This window comes from Pseudomonas sp. D8002 (genome assembly GCF_013385695.1).
Lineage (GTDB): Bacteria > Pseudomonadota > Gammaproteobacteria > Pseudomonadales > Pseudomonadaceae > Aquipseudomonas.
The window spans coordinates 1-26,140 of sequence record NZ_JACAPM010000014.1 but is presented as its reverse complement, the minus strand read 5'-3'; the positions used below and the strand labels follow the sequence as shown (position 1 = coordinate 26,140).

Genomic DNA, 26,140 nt, shown 5'->3' with positions numbered 1-26,140 from the left:
CCAAAACCGTGAAATTACAGAGGCGCGACAGCAAATGAAGATAAAGCGACAGATTATGTCGAGCGGGCGACGAAACGCCGCACCTTATGAGGTGGCGGCAGCGTTGCCTGGCGCCTTGGCCTGGGGCGCCGGTTTCTCGGGGGCTGCCACCCGTTCGAGCTGAATATTCACCCGGCGGTTTTTCGCCCGGTTGGCCGCGTTGGTGTTCGGCGCCAGCGGATAGCTTTCGCCATGAAAGCGCAGGGTAATCTGCGATTCCTGGATGCCATTGGCCTTGAAGTAGTCCATTACCGCCAATGCACGACGCCGCGAAACGTCGCGATTGGTCAGGCGATTGCCGCTGTTGTCGGAGTGGCCATTCAACTCGACGTGGTTAACCGTCGGGTCGGCTTTCATGAATTCGAGAATCACCGAGAGCTTTTTCCTGGCCGCCGCGTCCAGTTCGATGCCGCCACCCGGGAAACCCACCTCGGTCTGTTTGACCTGCTCGAAATTCATCGGCAGCAGCTTGGTGGTGCAGAGTTGGTAGTCGTTGTAGGCCTTGCTGAATTTCGCCGGCAGCAGGCGGATCTCGGAGTAACCGCCGTCGCGGCTATAGTGGCGCACCGTCGGGCTGCGCCCTTCGAGCAGGCCGGTAAACAAACGCCCGGCCTGGGCCTGGGAGCTGTTGAACAGCACATCGCCACTGCCGACACGCACCGCCCCCAGGTTGATATCGCCACGCCCCGGCTGCCACGGCGCAGCCGCCGCCAACAGGGTTGCGGAACCGGCACCCAACGAGCCGTTAAAGGCTTTCAGGCGAAACGTCGCCTGCTCGCCGGCCCGGCGCACGAACTCGCCCGAGCCGAAATCGGTGATCGGCTGGGTCAAGCGGCACTCGAATTTATCGCCCTCCACTTTCCACTCAATATTCTCCAGACGTGTCTGGAACGTGAGGGCCATCGCGGGCAGGCTGGCGAACACACTGAGCAGGGCTAGATAATGCTGGCGCACGGGAGGCTCCACTGGTTTCTACAACACATCAAGGCGTCATACATCGTTAAGGCATACCCAGGGATATCGGTCGCATCCTGCAAAACTTGATAGCGAGTGCCTGCAAGAGTCTTTTCCGGTAGCATTCCCACCAGATTGACCCGCCTGGAATCCCCAATGTCCGACCGCCTGACCCTGCTGCGTCCCGACGACTGGCATATTCATCTTCGCGATGGTGCTGCGTTGCCCCAAACCGTGGCCGATGTAGCGCGCACGTTTGGCCGCGCCATCATCATGCCTAACCTGGTACCTCCGGTGCGTAACGCCGCGGAAGCCGACGCCTATCGCCAGCGCATTCTCGCTGCACGACCGGCCGGCAGCCGCTTCGAACCGTTGATGGTGCTGTACCTGACCGACCGCACCCAGCCCGAAGAAATCCGCCAGGCCAAGGCCAGTGGTTTCGTGCACGCCGCCAAGCTGTACCCGGCCGGCGCGACCACCAACTCCGATTCCGGCGTCACCAGTATCGACAAGATCCTGCCGGCCATCGAAGCCATGGCCGAAGTGGGCATGCCGTTGCTGATCCACGGTGAAGTCACCCGTGGCGATGTCGATGTGTTCGATCGTGAAAAGATCTTCATCGACGAGCACATGCGCCGAGTTGTCGAGCTGTTCCCAACCCTCAAGGTGGTGTTCGAGCACATCACCACCGCCGATGCCGTGCAGTTCGTCACCGAGGCTTCGGCCAACGTCGGCGCGACCATCACCGCGCATCACCTGCTGTACAACCGCAACCACATGCTGGTGGGCGGGATTCGGCCGCACTTCTATTGCCTGCCGATTCTCAAGCGCAACACGCACCAGGTAGCGCTGCTCGATGCCGCCACCAGTGGCAGCGAGAAATTTTTCCTCGGTACCGACTCTGCACCTCACGCCCAACACGCCAAGGAAGCCGCGTGTGGTTGTGCCGGGTGTTACACCGCCTATGCGGCGATCGAGTTGTATGCCGAAGCGTTCGAACAACGCAACGCCCTGGACAAGCTTGAAGGGTTCGCCAGCCTCAACGGCCCGCGTTTCTATGGCCTGCCGGCGAATACCGACCGCATTACCCTGGTCCGTGAAGACTGGACCGCCCCCACCAGCCTGCCGTTTGGCGAGCTGACCGTTATCCCGCTGCGCGCCGGTGAAACACTGCGCTGGCGCCTGCTGGAGGAACACCCGTGAGTGAAGACCATTACGACGACGACCAGGAACACGGCGGCGGTGGTGGCGGTTCCCGTCACCCGATGGCCGAGCGTTTCCGTGGCTACCTGCCGGTTGTCATCGACGTAGAAACCGGCGGCTTCAATTGCGCCACTGACGCGCTGCTGGAAATCGCCGCCACGACCATCGGCATGGATGAACAGGGTTTCGTGTTCCCGGAACACACCCACTTCTTCCGCGTCGAGCCGTTCGAAGGCGCCAACATCGAAGCGGCGGCCCTGGAATTCACCGGGATCAAGCTTGATCACCCACTGCGCATGGCCGTCAGTGAAGAAGCGGCGCTGACCGACATCTTCCGTGGCGTACGCAAGGCCCTGAAGGCCAATGGCTGCAAACGCGCGATCCTGGTGGGCCACAACAGCAGCTTCGACCTGGGCTTCCTCAATGCCGCCGTGGCGCGCCTGGACATGAAGCGCAACCCGTTTCACCCGTTCTCCAGCTTCGACACTGCGACCCTGGCCGGTTTGGCCTATGGCCAGACCGTGCTGGCGAAGGCCTGCCAGGCTGCCGGTATCGACTTCGACGGTCGTGAGGCCCACTCGGCCCGCTACGACACCGAGAAGACCGCCGAGCTGTTCTGCGGCATCGTCAACCGTTGGAAACAGATGGGCGGCTGGGAAGACTTCGGCGACTGAAGCCAAATCCCGCGCATAAAAAAACCGGCCCTCTCAGGCCGGTTTTTTTTGCTTCGAACGTGGCTTACAGCTTGCCAGCGTTCTCGGTCAGGTAAGCCGCAACGCCTTCTGGTGAAGCGTTCATGCCCTTGTCGCCTTTTTTCCAGTTGGCAGGGCAGACTTCGCCGTGCTCTTCGTGGAATTGCAGGGCGTCGACCAGACGGATCAGCTCTTCCATGTTACGGCCCAGCGGCAGGTCGTTGATGATCTGCGAGCGCACAACGCCCTTGTCGTCGATCAGGAACGCGCCACGGAAAGCCACGCCGCCTTCGGACTCAACGTCGTAGGCCTTGGCGATGTCGTGCTTCATGTCGGCAGCCATGGTGTATTTGACTTTGCCGATGCCGCCATCATTGATGGCGGTGTTGCGCCAGGCGTTGTGGGTGAAATGGGAGTCGATGGAAACGGCAACCACTTCAACATTACGCGCCTTGAAATCGTCCATGCGGTGATCCAGGGCGATCAGCTCCGATGGGCAGACGAAGGTGAAGTCCAGCGGGTAGAAGAACACCAGGCCGTATTTGCCTTTGATGGCTTCAGACAGTTTGAAGCTGTCTACGATTTCGCCATTGCCGAGGACGGCGGGTACGTCGAAATCCGGGGCTTGTTTGCCGACGAGTACGCTCATTGGGTATCTCCTGATGGTGGTGACTGAAGTAAAAGGATCCGTCCCAGTGTGCCGCAGCTAAACGACAGGCCTGTGACGTGATCACGCTTCGTGAAGACCGACCATCATACCGGAAAAAAGCCGTTCGTCAGTGAAGCCGCGTGCAAACACCAAGGCTTGAGAAACTACTTTGACAATCATTCTCGTTAACATTAAGATCCGTCGCACTTAAGCCTTAAACCGCGATGGTTCTCCCTTATGTATGTCTGCCTTTGCACTGGCGTCACCGACGGACAAATCCGCGAAGCAATCTACGAAGGTTGCTGCAGCTACAAGGAAGTACGTGAAACCACCGGCGTTGCCAGCCAATGCGGCAAATGCGCCTGCCTCGCCAAGCAAGTGGTACGGGAAACCCTGACGCAGCTGCAAACTGCCCAGGCTGCGATCCCCTACTCAGCAGAATTTACACACGCTTAATCAGCGTGTTTTAAAGAACCGGACTTAGTGTCCGGTTTTTTTATGCCCGAAATTCAAACAGTTAGCGCCAAGACGCGGAACAAAAACATTCTTATTCCGATTAATTTTCATTTATTATTCAATAACTTAGGTTTGACAGTAGTAAATGCGCAGCTCAAACTCCGCCTTATATACAGCGAATACAGGGCAGGACCCCAATCATGAAAGGCGACATCACAGTCATCCAGCAACTCAACAAAATCCTTGCCAATGAACTGGTCGCGATCAATCAGTACTTCCTGCATGCGCGCATGTATGACGATTGGGGCCTGGAAAAGCTGGGCAAGCGTGAATACAAAGAATCCATCAAGGCCATGAAGGACGCTGACGCGCTGATCAAACGCATCCTGTTCCTGGAAGGCCTGCCGAACGTGCAGGACCTGGGCAAGCTGAACATCGGCGAGCACACCCAGGAAATGATCAACTGCGACCTGAACTTCGAGCGCAAGAGCCACACCGACCTGAAGGCCGCCATTGCTCATTGCGAATCCAAGGGCGACTTCGGCAGCCGTGAACTGCTGGAAGATATCCTTGAAGACCAGGAAGAACACATCGACTGGCTGGAAACCCAAATCGGCCTGATCGACAAAGTGACTATCGAGAATTACCTGCAATCGCAGATGGGTGAATAACCCTTCAATTCCCGGCCACTAAAAAGCCCCGCTCTCTTTCGAGAAGCGGGGCTTTTTATTGCCGCGGCCTAAAACAAATCAGGCTTCGGTCTTCGCAGCTGCTTTGGCCGCTGCGTCTTTGATCAGTGCCTGCAACGAACCATCAGCCGCCATTTCGGTGATGATGTCGCTACCGCCGACCAGCTCACCGGCAACCCACAGCTGCGGGAAGGTTGGCCAGTTGGCGTACTTCGGCAGGTTGGCGCGGATTTCCGGGTTCTGCAGGATATCCACGTAGGCGAACTTCTCGCCACATTGCATGATTGCCTGGGAAGCCTTTGCGGAGAAGCCACACTGGGGAGCGTTAGGGGCGCCCTTCATGTAAAGCAGAATAGTGTTGTTGGCAATCTGCTCTTTGATCGTTTCGATGATATCCATGGAACACCTCGGCTGGAACTTTCCGACTCATGGGTCGGCACGGTGGCGCATTGTAACGCAAACCCCAGCGTGACGCTCGGACTCCCCGACAGACAATCCTTACGCCGCCGCCACCTGCACCGGCACGCCGTTCAACGCTGCGTTGCCCGACAGCTCATCCAGTTGCCGCTCATCCGTCAGGTCATTCGCGCTCGCCCCCGGCTGCCCGCTGGCGATGGTCATCTGTACGCCAGGGCGGCCGTGGCCCCAACCGTGAGGCAGGCTGACCACGCCGGGCATCATGTCGAGACTGGCCAACACTTCCACCTCGATCATGCCGATCCGCGAGCTGACCCGTACCCGCTGCCCGTCAGTCAACTGGCGATGGGCAAGGTCATCCGGATGCATCAGCAGTTGATGGCGAGGCTTGCCCTTCACCAGCCGGTGGTAGTTATGCATCCAGGAGTTGTTGCTGCGCACATGCCGGCGGCCGATCAGCAGCAACTCATTCACCTCGGGCACCGGCTGCGCGGCAAAGCGCGCCAGGTCGGCAAGGATTACCGATGGTGCGGCCTGCAGATGGCCATTGGCGGTTTTCAGGCGGCCTGCGAGGTTGGGTTTCAGCGGCCCGAGGTCCAGGCCATGAGGGTGATCGGCCAGAGCGGCAATGGACAACCTGTCACCATAAGGCCCGGCCCGCAGCCCGAAGTCGATCATCTGCGCAGGCGGCATCGTCGGTTTGAGTGTATTACCCGTCTTCTCGGCAAACGCCCGGGCCAGGCCGACGAAGATTTCCCAGTCATGCAACGCACCCTCGGGTTTCGGCAGGATGGCGCGATTGAAACGGGTGACGTTACGCACCGCGAACATATTGAAGGTGGTGTCGTAGTGATCGTTTTCCAGGGCCGAGGTGGACGGCAGGATCAGGTCGGCATAACGCGTGGTCTCGTTGATATACAGGTCGATGCTGACCATGAACTCCAGGCCATCCAGCGCCTGCTCCAGTTGCCGGCCGTTGGGCGTGGAGAGCACCGGATTGCCCGCCACCGTCACCAGCGCACGGATTTGCCCTTCACCCTCAGTGAGCATTTCTTCAGCCAGTGCCGATACCGGCAGCTCGCCCCCGTACTCGGGTCGCCCGGAAACCCGGCTTTGCCAGCGATTGAAATGCCCGCCGGAAGTCGAGGCCACCAGGTCGACGGCCGGCGTAGTGCACAAGGCCCCGCCGACTCGATCCAGATTGCCGGTCACCAGGTTGATCAACTGCACCAGCCAATGGCACAGCGTGCCGAACGCCTGGGTCGAAACGCCCATGCGGCCATAACACACAGCCCTTTCAGCCGCCGCAAAGTCCCGGGCCAACTGGCGGATCTGCTCGGCGGGTACCGCACATTGACGGCTCATGGCCTCGGCGGTGAATCCGGCCACGGCGTGGCGCACGTCATCCAGGCCGTCCACCGGCAGGTGACTGTCACGGGTCAGGTTCTCGGCAAACAGTGTATTGAGCAATCCGAACAACAACGCCGCATCACCGCCCGGGCGCACGAACAGATGCTGGTCGGCCATCGCCGCCGTCTCGCTGCGGCGCGGATCAACCACCACGACTTTGCCGCCGCGAGCCTGGATGGCCTTCAGGCGTTTCTCCACATCCGGCACGGTCATGATGCTGCCGTTGGACGCCAACGGGTTGCCGCCGAGGATCAGCATGAAATCGGTATGGTCGATGTCCGGGATCGGCAGCAACAGGCCGTGGCCGTACATCAGGTGGCTGGTGAGGTGGTGGGGTAACTGGTCCACCGAGGTGGCGGAAAAACGATTGCGGGTCTTCAGCTGGCCAAGGAAGTAGTTGCTATGGGTCATCAGGCCATAGTTGTGCACGCTCGGATTGCCCTGGTACACCGCCACAGCATTCTGCCCGTGACGCGTCTGAATCGCTGCCAGGCGCTCGGCTACAAGTACAAAGGCGTCTTCCCACGGGATCGGCTGCCATTCGCTGCCCACCCGCAACATGGGCTGGTGCAGGCGGTCCGGGTCATTCTGGATGTCTTGCAGGGCCACGGCCTTGGGGCAGATATGGCCACGGCTGAACGTATCCAGGGGGTCGCCCTTGATCGAAGTGATCGCCAGGCTTGCGTCTTCGCCCTGGGTGGTCTCCAGTGTGAGGCCGCAGATGGCTTCGCACAGATGGCAGGCACGGTGGTGGAGAGTCTTGGTCATGGCCAGTCTCTTTCATTGTGGGCTAGGCGCTTCGGACGAAAACTATGGCCCGCCCGGGGCAGCAGCGCCAGCAACGTTCGTCGTGTGAATCCAGGGGCATCAGGCCAGGCCATGAGGAAACATCAGGAAATGTTTCAGAAGCCTCCGGCAGCCCGCTGAAACCGACGCAGCCCGGCCTCAGCCCGCCCTCACGCATTGCAATGTGGCGCAGCGCCAGTGTACAAATGACCCGCTGCTGTCAGGAAACAGGCTTCAAAAGCGCCCTCCCCGCGTCCTTGAACTCCCCTAAAAACTGTAGCCCTATTGGTAAGACGCGACATTTAATTATAAGATCGCGCCTTCCCCTATTTCGTCGCCCCGTGCGGCTTTCGCCGCAGGTCTCGCCCGTTTTCAAAATAAACCAGGCTTTGAGTATCTGCGGTCTGTTGCAAAAAGGTAGTTAATGATGAGCGCAAGGCACTTTCTCTCCCTGATGGATTGCACGCCCGAAGAGCTGGTCAGCGTGCTCCGTCGAGGCATTGAGCTTAAAGACCTGCGTAACCGCGGCGTACTGTTCGAGCCTTTGAAAAACCGCGTGCTCGGGATGATTTTCGAGAAGGCGTCCACCCGCACCCGCGTGTCTTTCGAAGCCGGCATGATTCAGCTCGGCGGCCAGGCTATCTTCCTGTCACCTCGCGATACCCAACTGGGCCGTGGCGAGCCGATCAGCGATTGCGCGATCGTGATGTCGAGCATGCTGGATGCGGTGATGATCCGTACCTTCGCCCACAGCACCCTGACCGAATTTGCCGCCAACTCCCGAGTGCCCGTGATCAACGGCCTGTCCGATGACCTGCACCCCTGCCAGTTGCTGGCCGACATGCAAACCTTCCTCGAACAGCGCGGCTCGATCCAGGGCAAGACCGTGGCCTGGATCGGCGACGGCAACAACATGTGCAACAGCTATATAGAAGCGGCGATCCAGTTCGACTTCAAATTGCGCGTTGCCTGCCCTGAAGGCTACGAGCCGGATGCACGTTTCCTGGCCGAGGCCGGCGACCGCGTGACCATCGTCCGCGACCCGCGTGAGGCGGTCATCGGCGCACACCTGGTGAGCACCGACGTGTGGACCTCCATGGGCCAGGAAGAGGAAACCGCCAAGCGCCTCAAGCTCTTCGCCCCGTTCCAGGTCACCCGCGCCCTGCTCGACCTGGCCGCGCCGGACGTGCTGTTCATGCACTGCCTGCCCGCCCACCGTGGCGAAGAAATCAGTCTCGACCTGCTGGACGATCAACGTTCAGTAGCCTGGGCCCAGGCGGAAAACCGCCTGCACGCACAAAAAGCCCTGCTCGAGTTTCTGGTTGCGCCGGCGTACCGTCCTGCATGAGCCAGCCACTACTGCTGAACCTGCGCAATCTGGCATGCGGCTATCAAGACCAACGGGTGGTGCAGAACCTCAATCTGCACCTCAACGCCGGCGACATCGGTTGCCTGCTGGGCTCCTCGGGCTGCGGCAAGACCACCACGCTGCGAGCGATTGCCGGGTTTGAGCCGGTGCATGAAGGCGAGATCAGCCTGGCAGGCGAAGTCATTTCCAGCGCCGGTTTCACACTGGCTCCGGAGAAACGTCGGATCGGCATGGTGTTCCAGGACTACGCGCTGTTTCCACACCTCAGCGTGGCCGACAACATCGCCTTCGGCATTCGCAAGCACCCGCAAAAAGAGCGTGTGGTCGCTGAATTGCTGGAACTGGTGAACCTGAAGAACCTCGGCAAGCGCTTCCCCCACGAACTCTCGGGCGGCCAGCAGCAACGCGTCGCCCTGGCTCGCGCCCTGGCGCCGGAACCGCAATTGTTGCTGCTGGACGAACCCTTCTCCAACCTCGACGGCGAACTGCGGCGCAAACTCAGCCACGAAGTACGCGATATCCTCAAGGCGCGGGGCACCAGTGCGATTCTGGTGACCCACGACCAGGAAGAAGCCTTCGCAGTGAGTGACCATGTCGGCGTGTTCAAGGAGGGTCGCCTGGAGCAGTGGGATACGCCCTACAACCTCTATCACGAACCGCTGACACCCTTTGTCGCCAGCTTCATTGGCCAGGGTTACTTCATTCGCGGGCAGTTGAACACGCCGGAATCGGTTACCACCGAACTGGGGGAGTTGCGCGGCAATCGTGCCTACACCTGGCCAACCGGCGGCGCGGTGGATGTGTTGCTGCGCCCGGACGACATCGTTTATGCACCGGACAGCGCCTTGAAGGCGCGGATTGTCGGCAAGACGTTCCTCGGCGCGTCGACCCTGTATCGCTTGCAGCTGCCGACAGGCGCTCAGCTGGAGTCGATCTTCCCCAGCCACGCCGATCACTTGGTCGGTGCCGACGTGGGCATTCGCGTGGCAGCCGAGCACCTGGTGTTGTTCCAGGCCTCGGGCAGCACCGCAGCACAAATCCCTCAGGTTGAGTCAGGCGTTCGCCGCTACAGCACCGCCTCCTGACGTCAACGCATCACGCCCGGCCAATTTCCGCGAACTTGGCCTGGGTGTGTTCGGCCAGCACTGTCGCTGCCAACTCCACCTCAAGCCCCCTTCTCCCCGCACTGATAAAAATTGTCGGAAACGACTGCGCCGTCACATCGATGAAGGTGCGCAGGCGTTTCTTCTGCCCCAACGGGCTGATGCCGCCTAGTAAGTAACCGGTGGCCCGTTGCGCCGCTGCCGGGTCTGCCATCTCGACCTTTTTTACCCCCGCCGCCTGCGCCAACGCCTTTAAATCCAAACTTCCGACGACCGGCACAACCGCCACCAGCAGCTCGGCTTTTTCACTGCTGGCCAGCAGGGTCTTGAACACCTGCGCCGGGTCCAGGCCCAATTTTTCCGCGGCCTCCAGACCATAGGACGCTGCCTTGGGGTCATGTTCGTAACTGTGAATTCGATGTTCGGCGCGAACTTTTTTCAACAGGTCCAATGCGGGCGTCATGTGGGCTCCAGGCTTGGCAAAAAGGTGAAAAAACAGACAGCCAATTCTAGGCCAACAACAAGCAAAAGGCTCTAGTCCGAAGCCCTCTGCCACGCCCTCACGCGCACCTTCCCTGCCGCTTCCCGCGCCCACGGCACGATCATTCATCACACCAATAATTACAAAATGACCGATCGTTCACTTTCGACCTTTGACAGCCGTCATTCTTGTCTATATTTTTTCGTTTACGAATACTGTAGGAATGCACCTACGGATTCACAGCAGTAAGCCGCGAACAGGATGGGGATCCTCGCCACGGTGAAAATCGCCGATTGCCCGTTGCGGCAAAACGCCAGACAACAACAAAAACAGAGGTTTTCCATGACAACTGCTCTTCAACAGCCTTCACTTTCAAGTCAATGCATGGCCGAATTCCTGGGCACTGCGTTGCTGATCTTCTTCGGTACCGGATGTGTTGCTGCGCTCAAGGTCGCGGGTGCCAGCTTTGGGTTGTGGGAAATCAGTATCATCTGGGGGATCGGCGTCAGCATGGCGATCTACCTGAGCGCCGGCATTTCCGGGGCTCACCTCAATCCGGCGGTCAGTATCGCCCTGTGCATCTTTGCCGATTTCGACAAGCGCAAACTGCCGTTCTACATCATCGCCCAAGTCGCCGGGGCCTTCTGTTCGGCCGCTTTGGTTTACACGCTCTACAGCAACCTGTTTTTCGATTACGAACAAACCCACCACATGATTCGCGGCACCCAGGCCAGCCTGGAACTGGCGTCGGTGTTCTCCACCTACCCGCATCCGCTGCTGGGCACGGCCCAGGCGTTCCTGGTGGAAATGGTCATCACCGCGATCCTGATGGGCGTGATCATGGCCCTGACCGATGACAACAACGGCCTGCCCCGCGGCCCGTTGGCGCCGCTGCTGATTGGTTTGCTGATTGCCGTGATCGGCAGTGCCATGGGCCCGCTGACCGGCTTTGCGATGAACCCGGCCCGTGACTTCGGCCCCAAGCTGATGACCTTTTTCGCCGGTTGGGGTGAAATGGCTTTCACTGGCGGGCGCGACATTCCTTACTTCCTGATTCCGATCTTTGCGCCGATTGTCGGCGCCTGCCTCGGTGCTGCCGCCTATCGCGGGCTGATTGCCCGTCACCTGCCCAGCGCCGCACCTGCTACAACTGATGCAACCGAAGCGGCTGCCACCGCCAAAACCCGTACTTCCTGATGCGATAGCCTGGGCCGTACTGCCCTTTTGCGGCCCAGGCTGTTTACTGACTTCCCTATTCTCCGTCCAAGGCAATCGACATGACCGACATTCAGAATAAGAACTACATCATTGCCCTCGATCAGGGCACCACCAGTTCCCGGGCGATCATCTTCGATCGTGACGCCAACGTGGTCTGCACCGCCCAGCGTGAATTCACCCAGCATTACCCGCAAGCCGGCTGGGTCGAACATGACCCGATGGAGATTTTCGCCACTCAGAGCGCGGTGATGGTCGAGGCCCTGGCACAAGCCGGCCTGCACCATGACCAGGTCGCGGCAATCGGTATCACCAACCAGCGTGAAACCACCGTGGTCTGGGACAAAATCACCGGCCGCCCGATCTACAACGCGATCGTCTGGCAATGCCGCCGCAGCACCGAGATCTGCCAGCAGCTCAAGCGCGACGGCCACGAACAATACATCAACGACACCACCGGCCTGGTCACCGACCCGTACTTCTCCGGCACCAAGCTCAAGTGGATCCTCGACAACGTCGAAGGCAGCCGCGAACGTGCGCGTAACGGCGAGCTGCTGTTCGGCACCATCGACAGCTGGCTGATCTGGAAGTTTACCGGCGGCAAGACCCACGTCACCGACTACACCAACGCCTCGCGCACCATGCTCTTCAACATCCACACGCTGGAGTGGGATGCGAAGATGCTGGAGATTCTCGACGTGCCGCGCGAAATGCTGCCGGAAGTGAAGTCTTCCTCGGAAATCTACGGTCGCACCAAAAGCGGTATCGCCATCGGCGGTATCGCCGGTGACCAGCAGGCGGCGCTGTTTGGCCAAATGTGCGTAGAACCGGGCCAGGCGAAAAACACCTACGGCACCGGCTGCTTCCTGCTGATGAACACCGGCGACAAGGCGGTGAAATCCAAGCACGGCATGCTCACCACCATCGCCTGCGGCCCGCGTGGCGAAGTGGCCTACGCCCTGGAAGGCGCCGTGTTCAACGGCGGTTCCACCGTGCAATGGCTGCGTGATGAGTTGAAGATCATCGCCGATGCCACCGACACCGAATACTTCGCCGGCAAGGTCAAGGACAGCAACGGCGTGTACCTGGTGCCAGCCTTCACCGGCCTGGGCGCTCCGTACTGGGACCCGTATGCCCGTGGTGCGCTGTTCGGACTGACCCGTGGCGTACGCGTGGATCACATCATTCGTGCAGCCCTGGAGTCGATTGCCTACCAGACCCGCGACGTACTCGATGCCATGCAGCAGGATTCCGGCGAACGCCTCAAATCCCTGCGGGTAGACGGTGGCGCGGTCGCCAACAACTTCCTGATGCAGTTCCAGGCCGACATCCTCGGTACCCAGGTTGAACGCCCACAAATGCGCGAAACCACCGCGTTGGGCGCCGCCTACCTGGCCGGCCTGGCGTGCGGTTTCTGGGGCAGCCTGGACGAACTGCGTGGCAAGGCGGTAATCGAGCGTCAATTCGAACCGCAGCTGGAAGAAGCAGCGAAGGAAAAACTCTACGCCGGCTGGCAGAAAGCAGTCAGCCGCACCCGCGACTGGGAACCCCACGAAGGCGCTGAATAAGCCAAGCGCCGGACGCGCATAGGGTTGTAACTGGCAGGGAGCAGATTCCTGCGTCATCATGGGCCACTTTTTACGGCAGCCCAAAGGACGCACCATGAATCTGCCTCCCCGCCAGCAACAAATCCTCGAACTGGTTCGCGAACGCGGCTATGTGAGTATCGAGGAAATGGCGCAGCTCTTCGTTGTCACCCCGCAAACCATCCGCCGCGATATCAATCAACTGGCAGAAGCCAATCTGTTGCGCCGCTACCATGGCGGCGCAGCCTATGATTCCAGCGTTGAAAACACCGCGTACGCCATGCGTGCCGACCAGATGCGCGACGAAAAACAGCGCATCGGCGAAGCCATCGCCGCGCAAATCCCCGATCACGCCTCGCTGTTTATCAACATCGGTACCACCACCGAATCGATCGCGCGTGCGCTGCTTAACCACAGCCACCTGAAAATCATTACCAATAACCTCAACGTCGCCATGATGCTGAGTGCCAAAGACGACTTCGACGTACTCCTGACCGGCGGCAACGTGCGCCGGGATGGCGGTGTGGTAGGCCAGGCCAGCGTTGACTTCATCAACCAGTTCAAGGTCGATTTCGCCTTGGTGGGCATCAGCGGTATCGATGAAGACGGCAGCCTTCTGGACTTCGATTATCAGGAAGTACGGGTTTCCCAGGCGATCATTGCCAATGCGCGCAAGGTGATCCTGGCGGCGGACTCCAGCAAATTCGGGCGCAACGCCATGATTCGCCTGGGACCGATCAGCTTGATCGATTGTTTAGTCACCGATCAGCAGCCGGTCCCGGCACTGGTGCAACTGTTGAATCAGCACAAGATTCGACTGGAAGTGGTGTAAGCCTATACAGGGGGAGTCCTGCCCCCTGATGTTCACAAATTTTCCTTTCTTCGCCCTTCGATCAGTATTTTCAATCGAAGCGGGCTGGCTGTGCCTGCGTTTATAAGCTACCATTTTCGCAAATGAACATTTATGTTCGAATTCCAATACGAAAAAGATTGCGAGGCCAGCCGATGAACCCTTCTACCTTGCCTGCCCCACCGCTTGCCGAAGTCTATGACGTCGCCGTTATCGGTGGCGGGATCAATGGCGTCGGGATTGCAGCAGACGCAGCCGGTCGCGGTTTGTCGGTATTCCTTTGCGAAAAGGACGACCTGGCCAGCCACACTTCCTCCGCGAGCAGCAAGCTGATCCACGGTGGCCTGCGTTACCTGGAGCATTACGAATTCCGTTTGGTGCGCGAAGCCCTGGCTGAACGTGAGGTGCTGTTGGCCAAGGCCCCGCACATCGTCAAGCAGATGCGCTTTGTATTGCCCCACCGCCCGCACCTGCGTCCGGCATGGATGATTCGCGCCGGCCTGTTCCTGTATGACCATCTGGGCAAGCGGGAAAAACTCGAAGGCTCCAAGAGCCTCAAGTTCGGCCCAGACAGCCCGCTGAAAAGCGAAATCACCAAAGGCTTCGAATACTCCGATTGCTGGGTCGACGACGCCCGCCTTGTAGTACTCAACGCCATGGCTGCGCGGGAAAAGGGTGCGCACATCCACACCCAGACCCGTTGCGTCAGCGCACACCGCAGCAAAGGCCTGTGGGAAATGAACATGGAACGTGCCGACGGCAGCCTGTTCTCGATCCGCGCCCGAGCGCTGGTGAACGCCGCCGGCCCGTGGGTGGCCAAGTTCATCAAGGATGACTTGAAGCTGGATTCGCCCTACGGCATCCGTCTGATCCAGGGCAGCCACCTGATCGTACCGAAGCTGTATGAAGGCGCCCACGCGCACATCCTGCAGAACGAAGACCAGCGTATCGTCTTCACCATTCCGTACCTGAACCACCTGACCATCATCGGCACCACCGACCGCGAATACACCGGCGACCCGGCGAAAGTGGCGATTACCGAAGGTGAAACCGACTACATGCTCAAGGTGGTCAACGCGCACTTCAAGAAACAACTGAGCCGCGATGACATCGTGCACACCTATTCCGGCGTGCGCCCGCTGTGCAACGACGAGTCCGACAACCCGTCGGCCGTGACCCGCGACTACACCCTGGCGCTGTCCGGCACCTCGGGCGAGGCGCCGTTGCTGTCGGTGTTCGGCGGCAAGCTGACCACCTACCGCAAGCTGGCCGAATCGGCGATGACACAACTGGCGCCTTACTTCACGCAGATGCGCCCAAGCTGGACGGCTACAGCCACCCTGCCCGGCGGCGAAAACATGAGCACGCCAGAAGCCCTGGCCGATGCAATCCGTAGCAAATACGACTGGGTGCCGAGCGAGATTGCCCGTCGCTGGTCCACCACTTACGGCAGCCGCACCTGGCGCCTGCTGGAAGGCGTGCAATCGCTGGCGGACATGGGTGACCACCTCGGTGGCGGCCTGTACACCCGCGAAGTCGATTACCTGTGCGCTGAAGAATGGGCCACTCAGCCCCAGGACATCCTGTGGCGCCGCAGCAAATTGGGCCTGTTCACCACGCCGCAGGAGCAGGAGAACGTGCAGCGTTACCTGTCCAAGGTTGAGCACAACCGCGGCAAGATCGAAGCGGCCTGATCAGCCCGACGTAAAAAAGCCCCTGCACCGAAAGGTCCAGGGGCTTTTTCATGCCTGCAGATGACGCTGATAGCGCAGGCCCATTTCACGAATCCCGCTGAAGGCTGAGCCCAGCAACACGGGATAAGCCGCCTGCAAAAAGCCTGGCGTGGCCGTCGCGAGAGCCCGCTCCAACCATAGGCAGGCCTGCACGTCGTCGCCGTCGTGAGCCAACTCCGCAGCATGGTTGTATTGCCCGCGGAAATCCCCGGCCTCGGCTGAGCGCTGATACCACTGGCGCGCCAGTTGAACATCCTTGGGCACCACCACGCCTTCATGGTGGAACCGACCCAACAGGTTCATCGACTTGGCGTGCCCCTTGGCCGCAGCCTGGCGGAACAGTTCATATGCCGCGACAAGGTCACGCTCCACACCACGGCCACGCGTCAGCAACTGGCCGTAGTTATACAAACCCCAATCCAGCCCCAGATCGGCGGCCTTGCGGTAATGCCGCGCACTGTCTTCCAAGTCGACCTCGCAGCCCCAACCATTCTCCAGGCAGCGCCCGATCATGTTGATCGCCATGGGGTGACGCTGCCGCGCAGCGATGCGAAACCAGCTCAACCCCAGCGCCTCATCCTTCTGCACGCCACGACCGTCGAGCAGCAGCTGGGCCAGGGTCGCCTGTGCGTCGGCATCTCCCAGCTGTGCCGCATGCATCACCCAGCGCACATAGGCACGCGGGTTATCACCGATATCCGAGGGCTCGCTGCCTGGCTGTGCGCTCTGCATTCCTGCCCCGAGTAGCGATCAAGGACCGCAAAAAGTTTCATGATTTATTTGGTTACAAAGTATTACATTTGAGATCGCTTATCAATTACGATCGCATCTCACTAACACCAACAAGAGATTACTCAATGGCTACCGGCATCAGTTCTGCCCCCCTCTCATCGCGGCATTTGCTCGCGTCGGCAGTGGGCCTGGCAGTGGCTGCGCAAGGAGGATTCAGTTACGCGGCGGAGCCCGCACCAGAAGACAACACAGGGGTCATCCAACTCGGCGCGACCAGCATCGAAGGCCAGGCCCCGAGCCAGAGCGTCTACAACCCTGTGGCGCCTTCTTCCCCCAAGTACACCGAGGCCCTGCGCGACACGCCGCAGACCATCACGGTGGTGCCCAAGGAAGTCATTCATGACCAGAACCTGCTGACCCTGCGCGACGTGCTCAGCACCGTGCCGGGGATCACCTTCGGGGCCGGCGAAGGCGGCAGCGGGTATGGCGACAGCATCAACCTGCGCGGCTTCTCCGCCAGCGGCGACATCTACGTAGACGGCGTGCGTGACAGCGCGCAGTACAGCCGAACCGACCCGTTCAACCTGGAGCAGGTCGAAGTCGTCAGCGGCGCAAGTTCGGTGTATTCCGGCTCCGGCGCGGTCGGTGGCACCATCAACCTGGTGAGCAAACAGCCGGAATTACGCGACAAAACCACCATCAGTGCGGGCATCGGCACCGATAACTACAAGCGCACCACCCTGGACACCAACCAGACGCTGAACGACACCACCGCGTTCCGCCTGAACCTGATGGCCCATGGTAACGACGTGCCTGGCCGCGATTATGAAGATTACGAACGCTGGGGCATCGCGCCCTCCATCGCGTTTGGCCTGGGCACGCCGACACGCGTCACCGTCAGTTACGAGCACCAGAAAGACAACAACACGCCGCAGTACGGCATCCCGATCTACAACGGCAAGCCCATGCCGGGCGTGGGTTGGAGCGACTACTACGGCTACCACAACATCAATGACCAGCAAATCACCTCGGACTCGTTCAGCCTGAAGCTCGAACACGACTTCAACGACGCCGTCTCGGTGCGCAACTTCACCCGCGTCGAGCGGGTGCGCCAGGACCTGCGCGCTTCCGGCCCCGAAGGTGCATTGACCGGCTGCCTGGCCAGCGGCACCCAGATCACCGGCGCCCCTTGCGCCGCAGGCCTGCAGCCAGGCTACTTCCAGCCAAGCGGCGGCTCACTGGGTAACGAGCGCAACACCCAGAACAAGATGTTCACCAACCAGACCGACGTCACCAGCCACTTCAGCACCGGGTTCATCGACCACACGCTGGTGACCGGCATCGCCATCAGCCGCGAGGAATACGAGGCGGATACCGGTAAATGGCTGACCAACGCCAACGGCAGCACCATCGTCCCACCACCGGTCAGCTACAGCGACCCGAACTCCGAATGGTCCGGCCCCGTCAACTTCACCCGGGCCGCCCACATTGACGGCGCGCTGAACAACCGCGCCGCCTATGCCTTCGACACGCTCAAGCTCAACCCACAGTGGGAAATCAACGGCGGCCTGCGTTACGAGCACAACGCCGGCAGCTCGGTGACCAATGCCTATTCCAGCACTGGCGTGGAAACGCCCGGCACTCGCTACGGCCAGGCGGATGACCTGACCTCCTACCGCCTGGCGCTGGTCTACAAACCGGTGGAAAACGGCAGCTTCTATATCGCCTACGGCAACAGCAAGACGCCGTCCCAGGCCAGCGTCAATGGGGGTTGCTACACCCCGGCCAAAAGCTCAGGCATCGCCACCAACAACTGCGATGTTTCCCCGGAAACCGCCGTCAGCTATGAGATCGGCACCAAATGGGACCTGCTCGACAATGCCCTCTCGCTGACGGGCGCGATCTTCCGCAATGACCGCACCAACTATAAAGTCGCCGACAATGACCCGAGCAACCTGAGCGGCACCCAGACCCTCGACGGCAAGGCACGTGCAGACGGTGTGGCGCTGGGCCTGAGCGGCCAACTTACTGACCGCTGGAAAGTCTTCGCCAACTACACCTACCTGAACACTCGTGTGCTGCGCAGCGCCAGCGATTACACCCTGGCGACCACCGGCATCGACGTGCAGAAAGGCGAGCCGCTGACCTTCACCCCCAAACATGCAACCAGCATCTGGACGGTGTACGACCTGCCCTACGACTTCCAGGTGGGCTACGGCATTACGGCGCAAACCAAGCAGTACCTGGTCAGCGCGGCCAACTCGCCGACTTCCCCCGGCTATGCGGTGCAGCGTGCGATGCTCGGTTACAAGGTCAACAAACAGTTGAACCTGCAGTTGAACGTCAACAACCTGTTCGACAAGGAGTACCTCACCCGTATCCGCAACAACGGTTGGGCAGTGCCCGGCGATGGCCGCGCGGCAGTGGTGTCGGCCGACTACACGTTCTGACAGAGCCACACCCAAAAGCCCCGGGAGCCACACTCTCGGGGCTTTTTCATGGGCGATACAGGCCCACGCCGCCATTCGGTTTTCCGAACGCCATAGCTCAACCTATTCGGTTTGCCGGACCAAAACAGGAGAAAAAACCCGTAACACAAAGTTAATCTCTATATAAATCATATGGTTAACCTTTTATTTCTGGTCTGGCACGACTCATGCTCTACACTCGTAGGCGATTGCCTGAGGCGCCTCAGGAGCCGTCACAGGCTTTCGCAGTACTGTTTATATAAAAACGTGGCCGTCCCAACCGGTCTCATAAAAAAAACAAATGTCGAGGAAGTATTGATGCGCATCGTTCCCCATATCCTGGGCGCAGCTATCGCTGCTGCTCTGATCAGCACTCCAGTTTTCGCCGCCGAACTCACCGGCACACTGAAGAAAATCAACGACTCCGGCACGATCACTCTCGCTCACCGCGACAGCTCCATTCCGTTTTCCTATATCGCGGATGGTTCGGGCAAACCCGTGGGCTACTCCCACGACATTCAGCTGGCTATCGTTGAAGCCCTGAAAAAAGACCTGAACAAACCCGACCTGAAGACCAAGTACAACCTGGTCACCTCGCAAACCCGTATCCCGCTGATCCAGAACGGCACCGCGGATATCGAGTGCGGCTCCACCACCAACAACGCCGAGCGCGCCCAGCAGGTTGACTTCACCGTCAATATCTTCGAAATCGGCACCCGCCTGCTGGTCAAGAAAGACAAGGAAGGCAAGCCGTCCTACAGCGATTTCGCCGACCTGAAAGGCAAGAACGTCGTGACCACCGCCGGCACCACGTCCGAGCGCATCATCAAGGCGATGAACGCCGACAAGCAGATGGGCATGAACGTCATCTCCGCCAAGGACCACGGCGAATCCTTCCAGATGCTGGAAAGCGGCCGCGCCGTTGCCTTCATGATGGACGACGCGCTGCTGGCCGGTGAAGAAGCCAAGGCCAAGAAGCCGGACGACTGGGTCATCACCGGTACTCCACAGTCCTTCGAAGCCTACGCCTGCATGGTTCGCAAAGACGACCCAGCCTTCAAGAAGGCCGTGGATGATGCGATCGTCGGCCTGTACAAGTCCGGCGAGATCAACAAGATCTACAGCAAGTGGTTCGAGAGCCCGATTCCACCAAAAGGCCTGAACCTCAACTTCCCGATGAGCGACAAGGTCAAGGATCTGATCGCCAACCCAAGCGACAAGCCAGCGCCTGACGTAAAAATCTGATACCTGACTAAGCTTATGTCCTGAGGGAGCCAACCCTCCCTCAGGCGTCTGTTGCTACCTGCTGGCTTTAATTTTGGAACACTCGACCTGGCGGTTTTCGAGCCGATCGCGTGTGCCTGGCGTTCACCGTCGGGCGGGAAAGGATCTTCCCCAAGCGGGTGCTTGTACATCGATCGATCTCGAGGGGAGACCCTAATGAATTACAACTGGGACTGGGGCGTGTTCTTCAAGTCCACCGGCGTGGGCAGCGAGACTTATCTCGACTGGTACATCGCCGGCTTGGGCTGGACCATTGCCATCGCCGTCGTGGCATGGATCATCGCCTTGCTGCTGGGGTCCATTCTGGGCGTCATGCGCACCGTGCCAAACCGCATCGTATCGGGCATCGCGACCTGCTACGTGGAACTGTTTCGCAACGTACCGCTGCTGGTTCAGCTGTTCATCTGGTATTTCCTGATACCCGACCTGCTGCCGCAGAACCTGCAGGACTGGTACAAACAAGACCTCAACCCGACCACCTCGGCCTACCTGAGCGTTGTGGTGTGCCTGGGCCTGTTCACCGCTGCCCGGGTGTGCGAACAAGTGCGTACCGGCATCCAGGCGCTGCCACGGGGCCAGGAATCCGCCGCACGCGCCATGGGCTTCAAGCTGCCGCAGATCTACTGGAACGTGCTGCTGCCCCAGGCCTACCGGATCATCATTCCGCCGCTTACCTCGGAATTCCTCAACGTCTTCAAGAACTCCTCCGTGGCGTCCCTGATCGGCTTGATGGAACTGCTGGCGCAAACCAAACAGACCGCCGAGTTCTCGGCCAACCTGTTCGAGGCCTTCACCCTGGCCACGCTGATCTATTTCACCCTGAACATGAGCCTGATGCTGCTGATGCGCGTGATCGAGAAGAAAGTCGCCGTGCCCGGCCTGATCTCCGTGGGGGGTAAATAATGGACTTCGATTTCAGCGGCATCATCCCCGCCATCCCGGGCCTGTGGAACGGCATGGTCATGACCTTGCAGTTGATGGTCATGGGCGTGGTCGGCGGCATCATCCTGGGTACGATCCTCGCGCTGATGCGCCTGTCGTCCAGCAAATTGCTGTCGCGCCTGGCCGGCGCCTACGTGAACTACTTCCGCTCGATCCCGCTGCTGCTGGTGATCACCTGGTTCTACCTGGCGGTGCCGTTCGTGCTGCGCTGGATCACCGGCGAAGACACCCCGATCGGTGCGTTCACCTCCTGCGTCGTGGCCTTCATGATGTTCGAGGCGGCGTACTTCTGCGAAATCGTGCGGGCCGGCGTGCAGTCGATCCCCAAGGGCCAGATGGCCGCGGCGCAAGCGATGGGCATGACCTACGGCCAGACCATGCGCCTGATCATCCTGCCCCAGGCGTTCCGCAAGATGACCCCGTTGCTGCTGCAACAGTCGATCATCCTGTTCCAGGACACCTCGCTGGTCTACACCGTGGGCCTGGTGGACTTCCTCAACTCCGCCCGTTCCAACGGCGACATCATCGGCCGCTCCAATGAGTTCCTGATCTTCGCCGGTGTCGTCTACTTCATCATCAGCTTTTCCGCCTCGCTGCTGGTCAAGCGTCTGCAAAAAAGGTTTGCCGTATGATCTCTATCAAGAATATCAACAAGTGGTATGGCGACTTCCAGGTGCTGACCGATTGCAGCACCGAGGTTAAAAAAGGCGAAGTGATCGTGGTGTGCGGGCCGTCCGGCTCGGGCAAATCGACCCTGATCAAGTGCGTCAACGCCCTGGAACCGTTCCAGAAAGGCGACGTGGTGGTCGATGGCACCTCCATTGCCGACCCGAAGACCAACCTGCCGAAACTGCGCTCGCGCGTTGGCATGGTGTTCCAGCACTTCGAGCTGTTTCCGCACCTGACCATCACCGAAAACCTGACCATCGCGCAGATCAAGGTATTGGGCCGCAGCAAGGAAGAAGCCACCAAGAAGGGCCTGCAACTGCTGGAGCGCGTCGGCCTGTCGGCTCACGCCCACAAGCACCCGGGCCAGCTTTCCGGCGGCCAGCAACAGCGTGTGGCAATTGCCCGTGCGCTGGCGATGGACCCGATCGTCATGCTGTTCGACGAACCGACCTCGGCCCTCGACCCGGAAATGGTCAACGAAGTGCTCGACGTGATGGTGCAGTTGGCCCAGGAAGGCATGACCATGATGTGCGTGACCCACGAAATGGGTTTCGCCCGCAAGGTAGCCGACCGGGTGATCTTCATGGACGCCGGCAAGATCATCGAAGACTGCCCGAAAGAGGAATTCTTCGGCGACATCAGCGCCCGCTCCGAGCGTGCGCAGCACTTCCTCGAGAAAATCCTGCAGCACTAAGCACTGCCCTGTTGTGGTGGGTCGGGCAACCCCACTCACCACAACTGGTTGACCCAAGGCATCTGTGATGAAATGCGACCCCAACCTCTTTCGCGCCGCGCCGCCATCACTTGCCGTGAAGCCTCGTCTGATTCGCCAATTGTTCCTGCCGCCGCTGATCATCGCCCTGATGATCGGACTGGGTTACGTCGGCTTCTGGATCAGCGAGTTCTATGGGATCCGCACCCTCAGCGATACCGGCGAACGCCAACTGGAATTGCACGCCCGCACCGTCGAGAGCGAACTCAGCAAATACACCTACCTGCCCAGTCTCCTGGAGCTGGAATCCAGCGTCTCCAGGCTGTTGGCCGACCCGAATCAAGAAACCCGCAAAACCGTCAACGACTACCTCGAAGGCCTGAACCGGCGCAGTCGCAGCCGGGCGATCTACGTGATGGACACCACCGGCCGTGTGCTGGCGACCAGCAACTGGCGCGATGCCGACAGTTACCAGGGTGAAGACCTGTCCTTCCGTGCCTATTTCCAGAATGCCGTGCGCGGCCAGCCCGGCCGGTTCTACGGCATCGGCAGCACCAACGGCGAACCCGGCTATTACCTGGCCCATGGTCTGGAAGAGCACGGCAAGATCATCGGCGTCGCCGTGGTCAAGGTACGCCTGGAAGCGCTGGAAGAGCGCTGGCAGCGGGCGCGCCTGGAGGCCTTCGTCAGTGACGAGAATGGCATCATCATTCTCTCCAGCGACCCGGCCCGTCGCCTCAAGTCCGTGCGGCCATTGAGCGATGACACCAAGGACCGCCTTGCCCACAGCCTGCAATACTACTGGGCGACGCTCAACGAGCTGGAACCACTGGCCCGCGAGCGCCTCAACGAAGGCACCGAGAAGTTGACCTTCCCGGCCAACAGCGAAGTGGTGGCCGACGAGCATGAGGTCAGCTACCTGGCCCAGACCCGCCCGCTGAACGACACCCCCTGGAATTTCACCCTGCTCACCCCGCTGAACGACCTGCGCCGGGCCGCCATCAACCAGGGCATACTGGTGGCCGTAGCCTTTGCGCTGGTGGCATTCCTGCTGATTGCCTGGAACGAGCGCCGCAAGGTGATTGCCACCCGCCTCGCCGCCCGGGAAGCCCTGCAGGAAGCCAATAACCAGCTGGAGCGACGGATTGCCGAACGCACCACCGACCTGCGGGCCAGCAACGAGCGGCTCAAGAGCCAGATTCGCGAGCGGCGCCAGGCCGAGGAAACCTTGCGCCGGGCCCAGGACGAACTGGTGCAGGCCGGCAAACTCGCGGCCATCGGCCAGATGTCCACCAGCATCGCCCATGAATTGAACCAGCCACTGGCCGCCCTGCGTACCCTGTCGGGCAACACCGTGCGCTTCCTTGAGCGTGGGGCGCTGGACACCGCCAGTGCCAACCTCAAGACCATCAACGAACTGATCGACCGCATGGGTCGCATCACCGCCAGCCTGCGCTCCTTTGCCCGGCGTGGCGATGACCAGGGCGAAGCCAATCTGGGCAAGGCGGTGGACGCTACGTTCCAGATCCTCGGCAGTCGCCTGGAGACCCTGCCGCTGACGGTGCACCGCCACTTCAGCAGCGCGCAGTTGCAGATCGACCAGACACGCCTGGAGCAGATCCTGGTCAACCTGATGGGCAACGCCCTGGACGCGATGCAGGCGCAACCGGCCCCCGAACTGTGGCTGGAAGGCGACATCGCCGACGGCAAATATCGCCTGCGGGTGCGCGATAACGGCCACGGGATTGATCCCGAGACCCGCAAGCATTTGTTCGAACCGTTCTTTACCACCAAACCCGGCGAACAAGGCCTGGGCCTCGGCCTGACGCTGTCGGCCAGCCTCGCGGCGGCGACCGGCGGCAACCTCGCCGTCGAGCATCCGGCCAGCGGTGGTACTGCCTTTGTCCTGAGTTTGCCGCTGGCGAGCCCTCAACAAGTCGAGTCGAAATGAACGCAGAAAAAACCACCGACCTGACCGTCCTGATCGTCGAAGACGACCCCCATGTATTGCTCGGCTGCCAGCAAGCCCTGGCCCTGGAAGACATTCCCAGCGTGGGCGTGGGCAGTGCCGAAGAGGCCCTGACCCTCGTCGGTGAAAACTTCGCCGGCATCGTCATCAGCGATATTCGCCTGCCGGGCATCGACGGCCTGGAGTTGCTGACCCGGCTCAAGGCCCTGGATAAAAGCCTGCCGGTGGTGCTGATCACCGGCCACGGCGATATCTCCATGGCCGTGGGCGCGATGCGCAACGGCGCCTATGACTTCATGGAGAAACCCTTCTCTCCCGAGCGCCTGGTGGACGTAGCCCGCCGCGCCCTGGAACAACGCGGTTTGGCCCGGGAAGTCTGGTCGCTGCGCCGGCAACTGGCCGAGCGCGATTCGCTGGAAGGCCGGATCATCGGTCGCTCCCCGGCCATGCAGAACCTGCGGGAATTGATCGCCAACGTCGCCGACACCTCGGCCAACGTGTTGATCGAGGGCGAGACCGGCACCGGCAAGGAATTGGTCGCGCGCTGCCTGCACGATTTCAGCCGGCGCCACTCCCACCAGTTCGTCGCCTTGAACTGCGGCGGCCTGCCGGAGAACCTGTTCGAAAGCGAAATCTTCGGCCACGAAGCCAACGCGTTCACCGGTGCCGGCAAGCGCCGCATCGGCAAGATCGAACACGCCCACGAAGGCACGCTGTTCCTCGACGAAGTGGAAAGCATGCCGATGAACCTGCAGATCAAGCTGCTGCGGGTGTTGCAGGAACGCACCCTGGAACGCCTGGGCTCGAACCAGAGCGTGGCGGTGGATTGCCGGGTGATCGCCGCGACCAAGTCCGACCTCGACGACCTGAGCCGCGCCAACCAGTTTCGCAGCGACCTGTACTACCGCCTCAACGTGGTGACCCTGGAACTGCCGCCGCTGCGTGAACGCCGCGAAGACATCCTGCAGTTGTTCGAACACTTCCTGCAGCAGTCGTCGCTGCGTTTCGACCGCACCGCGCCGGACCTCGACAACCAGACCCTGTCCAGCCTGATGAGCCATGACTGGCCGGGCAACGTGCGTGAACTGCGCAACGTGGCCGAGCGGTTTGCCCTCGGTTTGCCGGCGTTCAAGAAGAGCGGCGCCAGCAGCGGCAACCATGGGCTGGCCTTTACCGAAGCGGTGGAGGCGTTCGAGCGCAACCTGCTCAACGATGCCTTGCAACGCAGCGGCGGCAACCTGACCCAGGCCAGCCAGGAACTGGGGATGGCCAAGACCACGTTGTTCGATAAGGTCAAGAAGTACGGGCTGAGCCACTAGGAGCGCATTGTGGATTTATTGTTGAAGGCGGCATTGGGCGCGGGGGTGGTGTTGATTCTGGCGGCGCTGGCCAAGACCAAGAACTACTACATTGCAGGGTTGGTGCCGCTGTTTCCGACGTTCGCGTTGATTGCGCATTACATTGTCGGCAAGGGTCGGTCGGTGGAGGATTTGAAGACCACCATCGTGTTCGGGATGTGGTCGATCATTCCGTACTTTGTGTACCTGGCGACGTTGTATGTGATGGTTGACCGGATGCGTCTGGAGGCTTCGCTGGCGGTGGCGGCGGTGGCGTGGTTGATGGCGGCTACGATTTTGGTCAGCGTTTGGGTTCGCATGCACGCCTGACATGTGGAGCCGAATGAGTGTGTTTGTCCATTTTTTAGGTAACGGCTGATATTGGTTCCGCTCTT

24 protein-coding genes are annotated in these 26,140 nt (G+C 60.4%); 18 read left to right on the top strand and 6 right to left on the bottom strand.

The window, feature by feature from the left end; translation table 11 throughout:
• Positions 1-84 precede the first annotated feature (84 nt).
• On the bottom strand, positions 85-993 hold the full coding sequence (locus tag HX807_RS08535) for an OmpA family protein (protein ID WP_087695280.1): 909 nt from the start codon (positions 991-993) through the stop codon (positions 85-87).
• A 156-nt stretch (positions 994-1,149) separates the two neighbouring features.
• Between HX807_RS08535 and pyrC the strand changes: the two genes are divergently transcribed.
• Together pyrC and rnt are read left to right on the top strand one after the other, a co-directional pair.
• Positions 1,150-2,196 carry a dihydroorotase gene (gene pyrC, locus HX807_RS08530; protein ID WP_003208703.1) on the top strand — a complete coding sequence of 349 codons (1,047 nt, stop codon included), beginning with the start codon at positions 1,150-1,152 and terminating at the stop codon, positions 2,194-2,196.
• Positions 2,193-2,870, top strand: a complete 678-nt coding sequence (gene rnt / locus HX807_RS08525; protein ID WP_003208704.1) for a ribonuclease T — start codon at positions 2,193-2,195, stop codon at positions 2,868-2,870. The genes pyrC and rnt overlap by 4 nt, the downstream gene beginning before the upstream one ends.
• A 64-nt stretch (positions 2,871-2,934) precedes the next feature.
• On the opposite strand, the gene HX807_RS08520 is transcribed toward rnt, so the two are convergent.
• Positions 2,935-3,537: a peroxiredoxin gene (locus HX807_RS08520; RefSeq protein WP_003172097.1), complete on the bottom strand. Its 603-nt coding sequence runs from the start codon at positions 3,535-3,537 to the stop codon at positions 2,935-2,937.
• Between the two features lie 237 nt (positions 3,538-3,774).
• Here HX807_RS08520 and HX807_RS08515 point away from each other — a divergent pair, with 237 nt between their 5' ends.
• Both HX807_RS08515 and bfr read left to right on the top strand, forming a co-directional pair.
• Positions 3,775-3,993 (top strand): bacterioferritin-associated ferredoxin, encoded by a 219-nt coding sequence (locus HX807_RS08515; protein ID WP_003208706.1) that lies wholly within the window; start codon positions 3,775-3,777, stop codon positions 3,991-3,993.
• A 200-nt stretch (positions 3,994-4,193) separates the two neighbouring features.
• The gene (bfr, locus tag HX807_RS08510; RefSeq protein WP_008433502.1) at positions 4,194-4,664 is read left to right on the top strand and encodes a bacterioferritin; all 471 of its coding nucleotides are present in this window, start codon (positions 4,194-4,196) and stop codon (positions 4,662-4,664) included.
• A 78-nt stretch (positions 4,665-4,742) separates the two neighbouring features.
• Here bfr and grxD read toward each other — a convergent pair whose 3' ends face one another.
• Both grxD and HX807_RS08500 read right to left on the bottom strand, forming a co-directional pair.
• Entirely contained in the window at positions 4,743-5,081 is a 339-nt protein-coding gene (gene grxD / locus HX807_RS08505; RefSeq protein WP_003208710.1) for a Grx4 family monothiol glutaredoxin, read from the bottom strand.
• 99 nt (positions 5,082-5,180) lie between these two features.
• Positions 5,181-7,277, bottom strand: coding sequence for a molybdopterin oxidoreductase family protein (locus HX807_RS08500; RefSeq protein WP_177009857.1), 2,097 nt, complete (start codon positions 7,275-7,277; stop codon positions 5,181-5,183).
• Between the two features lie 445 nt (positions 7,278-7,722).
• Between HX807_RS08500 and argF the strand changes: the two genes are divergently transcribed.
• On the top strand, positions 7,723-8,643 hold the full coding sequence (argF, locus tag HX807_RS08495) for an ornithine carbamoyltransferase (RefSeq protein WP_177049748.1): 921 nt from the start codon (positions 7,723-7,725) through the stop codon (positions 8,641-8,643).
• The gene (locus HX807_RS08490; protein ID WP_008433494.1) at positions 8,640-9,749 is read left to right on the top strand and encodes an ABC transporter ATP-binding protein; all 1,110 of its coding nucleotides are present in this window, start codon (positions 8,640-8,642) and stop codon (positions 9,747-9,749) included. Before argF ends, HX807_RS08490 begins: the two co-directional genes overlap by 4 nt.
• Positions 9,750-9,759: 10 nt before the next feature.
• Here the strand turns inward: HX807_RS08490 and ybaK are convergent, their stop codons facing one another.
• A complete protein-coding gene (ybaK, locus tag HX807_RS08485) occupies positions 9,760-10,230 on the bottom strand; it encodes a Cys-tRNA(Pro) deacylase (RefSeq protein ID WP_003208718.1) in 471 nt (156 codons plus the stop codon).
• Positions 10,231-10,590: 360 nt separating this feature from the next.
• Between ybaK and HX807_RS08480 the strand changes: the two genes are divergently transcribed.
• The 4 genes from HX807_RS08480 (at position 10,591) to glpD (ending at position 15,593) form a co-directional block, all read left to right on the top strand.
• Positions 10,591-11,445 carry an MIP/aquaporin family protein gene (locus HX807_RS08480; protein ID WP_008433490.1) on the top strand — a complete coding sequence of 285 codons (855 nt, stop codon included), beginning with the start codon at positions 10,591-10,593 and terminating at the stop codon, positions 11,443-11,445.
• 80 nt (positions 11,446-11,525) lie between these two features.
• Complete coding sequence (glpK, locus tag HX807_RS08475) at positions 11,526-13,031, top strand: glycerol kinase GlpK (protein WP_003208721.1); 1,506 nt, start codon at positions 11,526-11,528, stop codon at positions 13,029-13,031.
• Between the two features lie 94 nt (positions 13,032-13,125).
• Positions 13,126-13,881 (top strand): DeoR/GlpR family transcriptional regulator, encoded by a 756-nt coding sequence (locus HX807_RS08470; RefSeq protein WP_003208723.1) that lies wholly within the window; start codon positions 13,126-13,128, stop codon positions 13,879-13,881.
• Between the two features lie 173 nt (positions 13,882-14,054).
• Complete coding sequence (gene glpD, locus HX807_RS08465) at positions 14,055-15,593, top strand: glycerol-3-phosphate dehydrogenase (protein WP_177049746.1); 1,539 nt, start codon at positions 14,055-14,057, stop codon at positions 15,591-15,593.
• A 48-nt stretch (positions 15,594-15,641) separates the two neighbouring features.
• On the opposite strand, the gene HX807_RS08460 is transcribed toward glpD, so the two are convergent.
• The gene (locus HX807_RS08460) at positions 15,642-16,364 is read right to left on the bottom strand and encodes a tetratricopeptide repeat protein (protein ID WP_008433485.1); all 723 of its coding nucleotides are present in this window, start codon (positions 16,362-16,364) and stop codon (positions 15,642-15,644) included.
• Positions 16,365-16,489: 125 nt separating this feature from the next.
• On the opposite strand from HX807_RS08460, the gene HX807_RS08455 reads away from it, so the two are divergent.
• The 8 genes from HX807_RS08455 to HX807_RS08420 all read left to right on the top strand — a co-directional run bounded on the left by HX807_RS08455 (position 16,490) and on the right by HX807_RS08420 (position 26,075).
• Positions 16,490-18,814: a TonB-dependent siderophore receptor gene (locus HX807_RS08455; protein ID WP_177049744.1), complete on the top strand. Its 2,325-nt coding sequence runs from the start codon at positions 16,490-16,492 to the stop codon at positions 18,812-18,814.
• 336 nt (positions 18,815-19,150) lie between these two features.
• Positions 19,151-20,077, top strand: a complete 927-nt coding sequence (locus HX807_RS08450) for a glutamate/aspartate ABC transporter substrate-binding protein (RefSeq protein WP_008433481.1) — start codon at positions 19,151-19,153, stop codon at positions 20,075-20,077.
• 195 nt (positions 20,078-20,272) lie between these two features.
• On the top strand, positions 20,273-21,019 hold the full coding sequence (locus HX807_RS08445; protein WP_083359915.1) for an amino acid ABC transporter permease: 747 nt from the start codon (positions 20,273-20,275) through the stop codon (positions 21,017-21,019).
• On the top strand, positions 21,019-21,690 hold the full coding sequence (locus HX807_RS08440; RefSeq protein WP_003208733.1) for an amino acid ABC transporter permease: 672 nt from the start codon (positions 21,019-21,021) through the stop codon (positions 21,688-21,690). Before HX807_RS08445 ends, HX807_RS08440 begins: the two co-directional genes overlap by 1 nt.
• Positions 21,687-22,421 carry an amino acid ABC transporter ATP-binding protein gene (locus HX807_RS08435; protein ID WP_003208734.1) on the top strand — a complete coding sequence of 245 codons (735 nt, stop codon included), beginning with the start codon at positions 21,687-21,689 and terminating at the stop codon, positions 22,419-22,421. Before HX807_RS08440 ends, HX807_RS08435 begins: the two co-directional genes overlap by 4 nt.
• Before the next feature lie 67 nt (positions 22,422-22,488).
• Positions 22,489-24,390 carry a sensor histidine kinase gene (locus tag HX807_RS08430; RefSeq protein ID WP_003208735.1) on the top strand — a complete coding sequence of 634 codons (1,902 nt, stop codon included), beginning with the start codon at positions 22,489-22,491 and terminating at the stop codon, positions 24,388-24,390.
• Entirely contained in the window at positions 24,387-25,727 is a 1,341-nt protein-coding gene (locus HX807_RS08425; RefSeq protein WP_003208736.1) for a sigma-54 dependent transcriptional regulator, read from the top strand. The genes HX807_RS08430 and HX807_RS08425 overlap by 4 nt, the downstream gene beginning before the upstream one ends.
• Before the next feature lie 18 nt (positions 25,728-25,745).
• Positions 25,746-26,075 carry a GlpM family protein gene (locus HX807_RS08420; protein ID WP_174717800.1) on the top strand — a complete coding sequence of 110 codons (330 nt, stop codon included), beginning with the start codon at positions 25,746-25,748 and terminating at the stop codon, positions 26,073-26,075.
• The last annotated feature ends 65 nt before the right edge of the window (positions 26,076-26,140 follow it).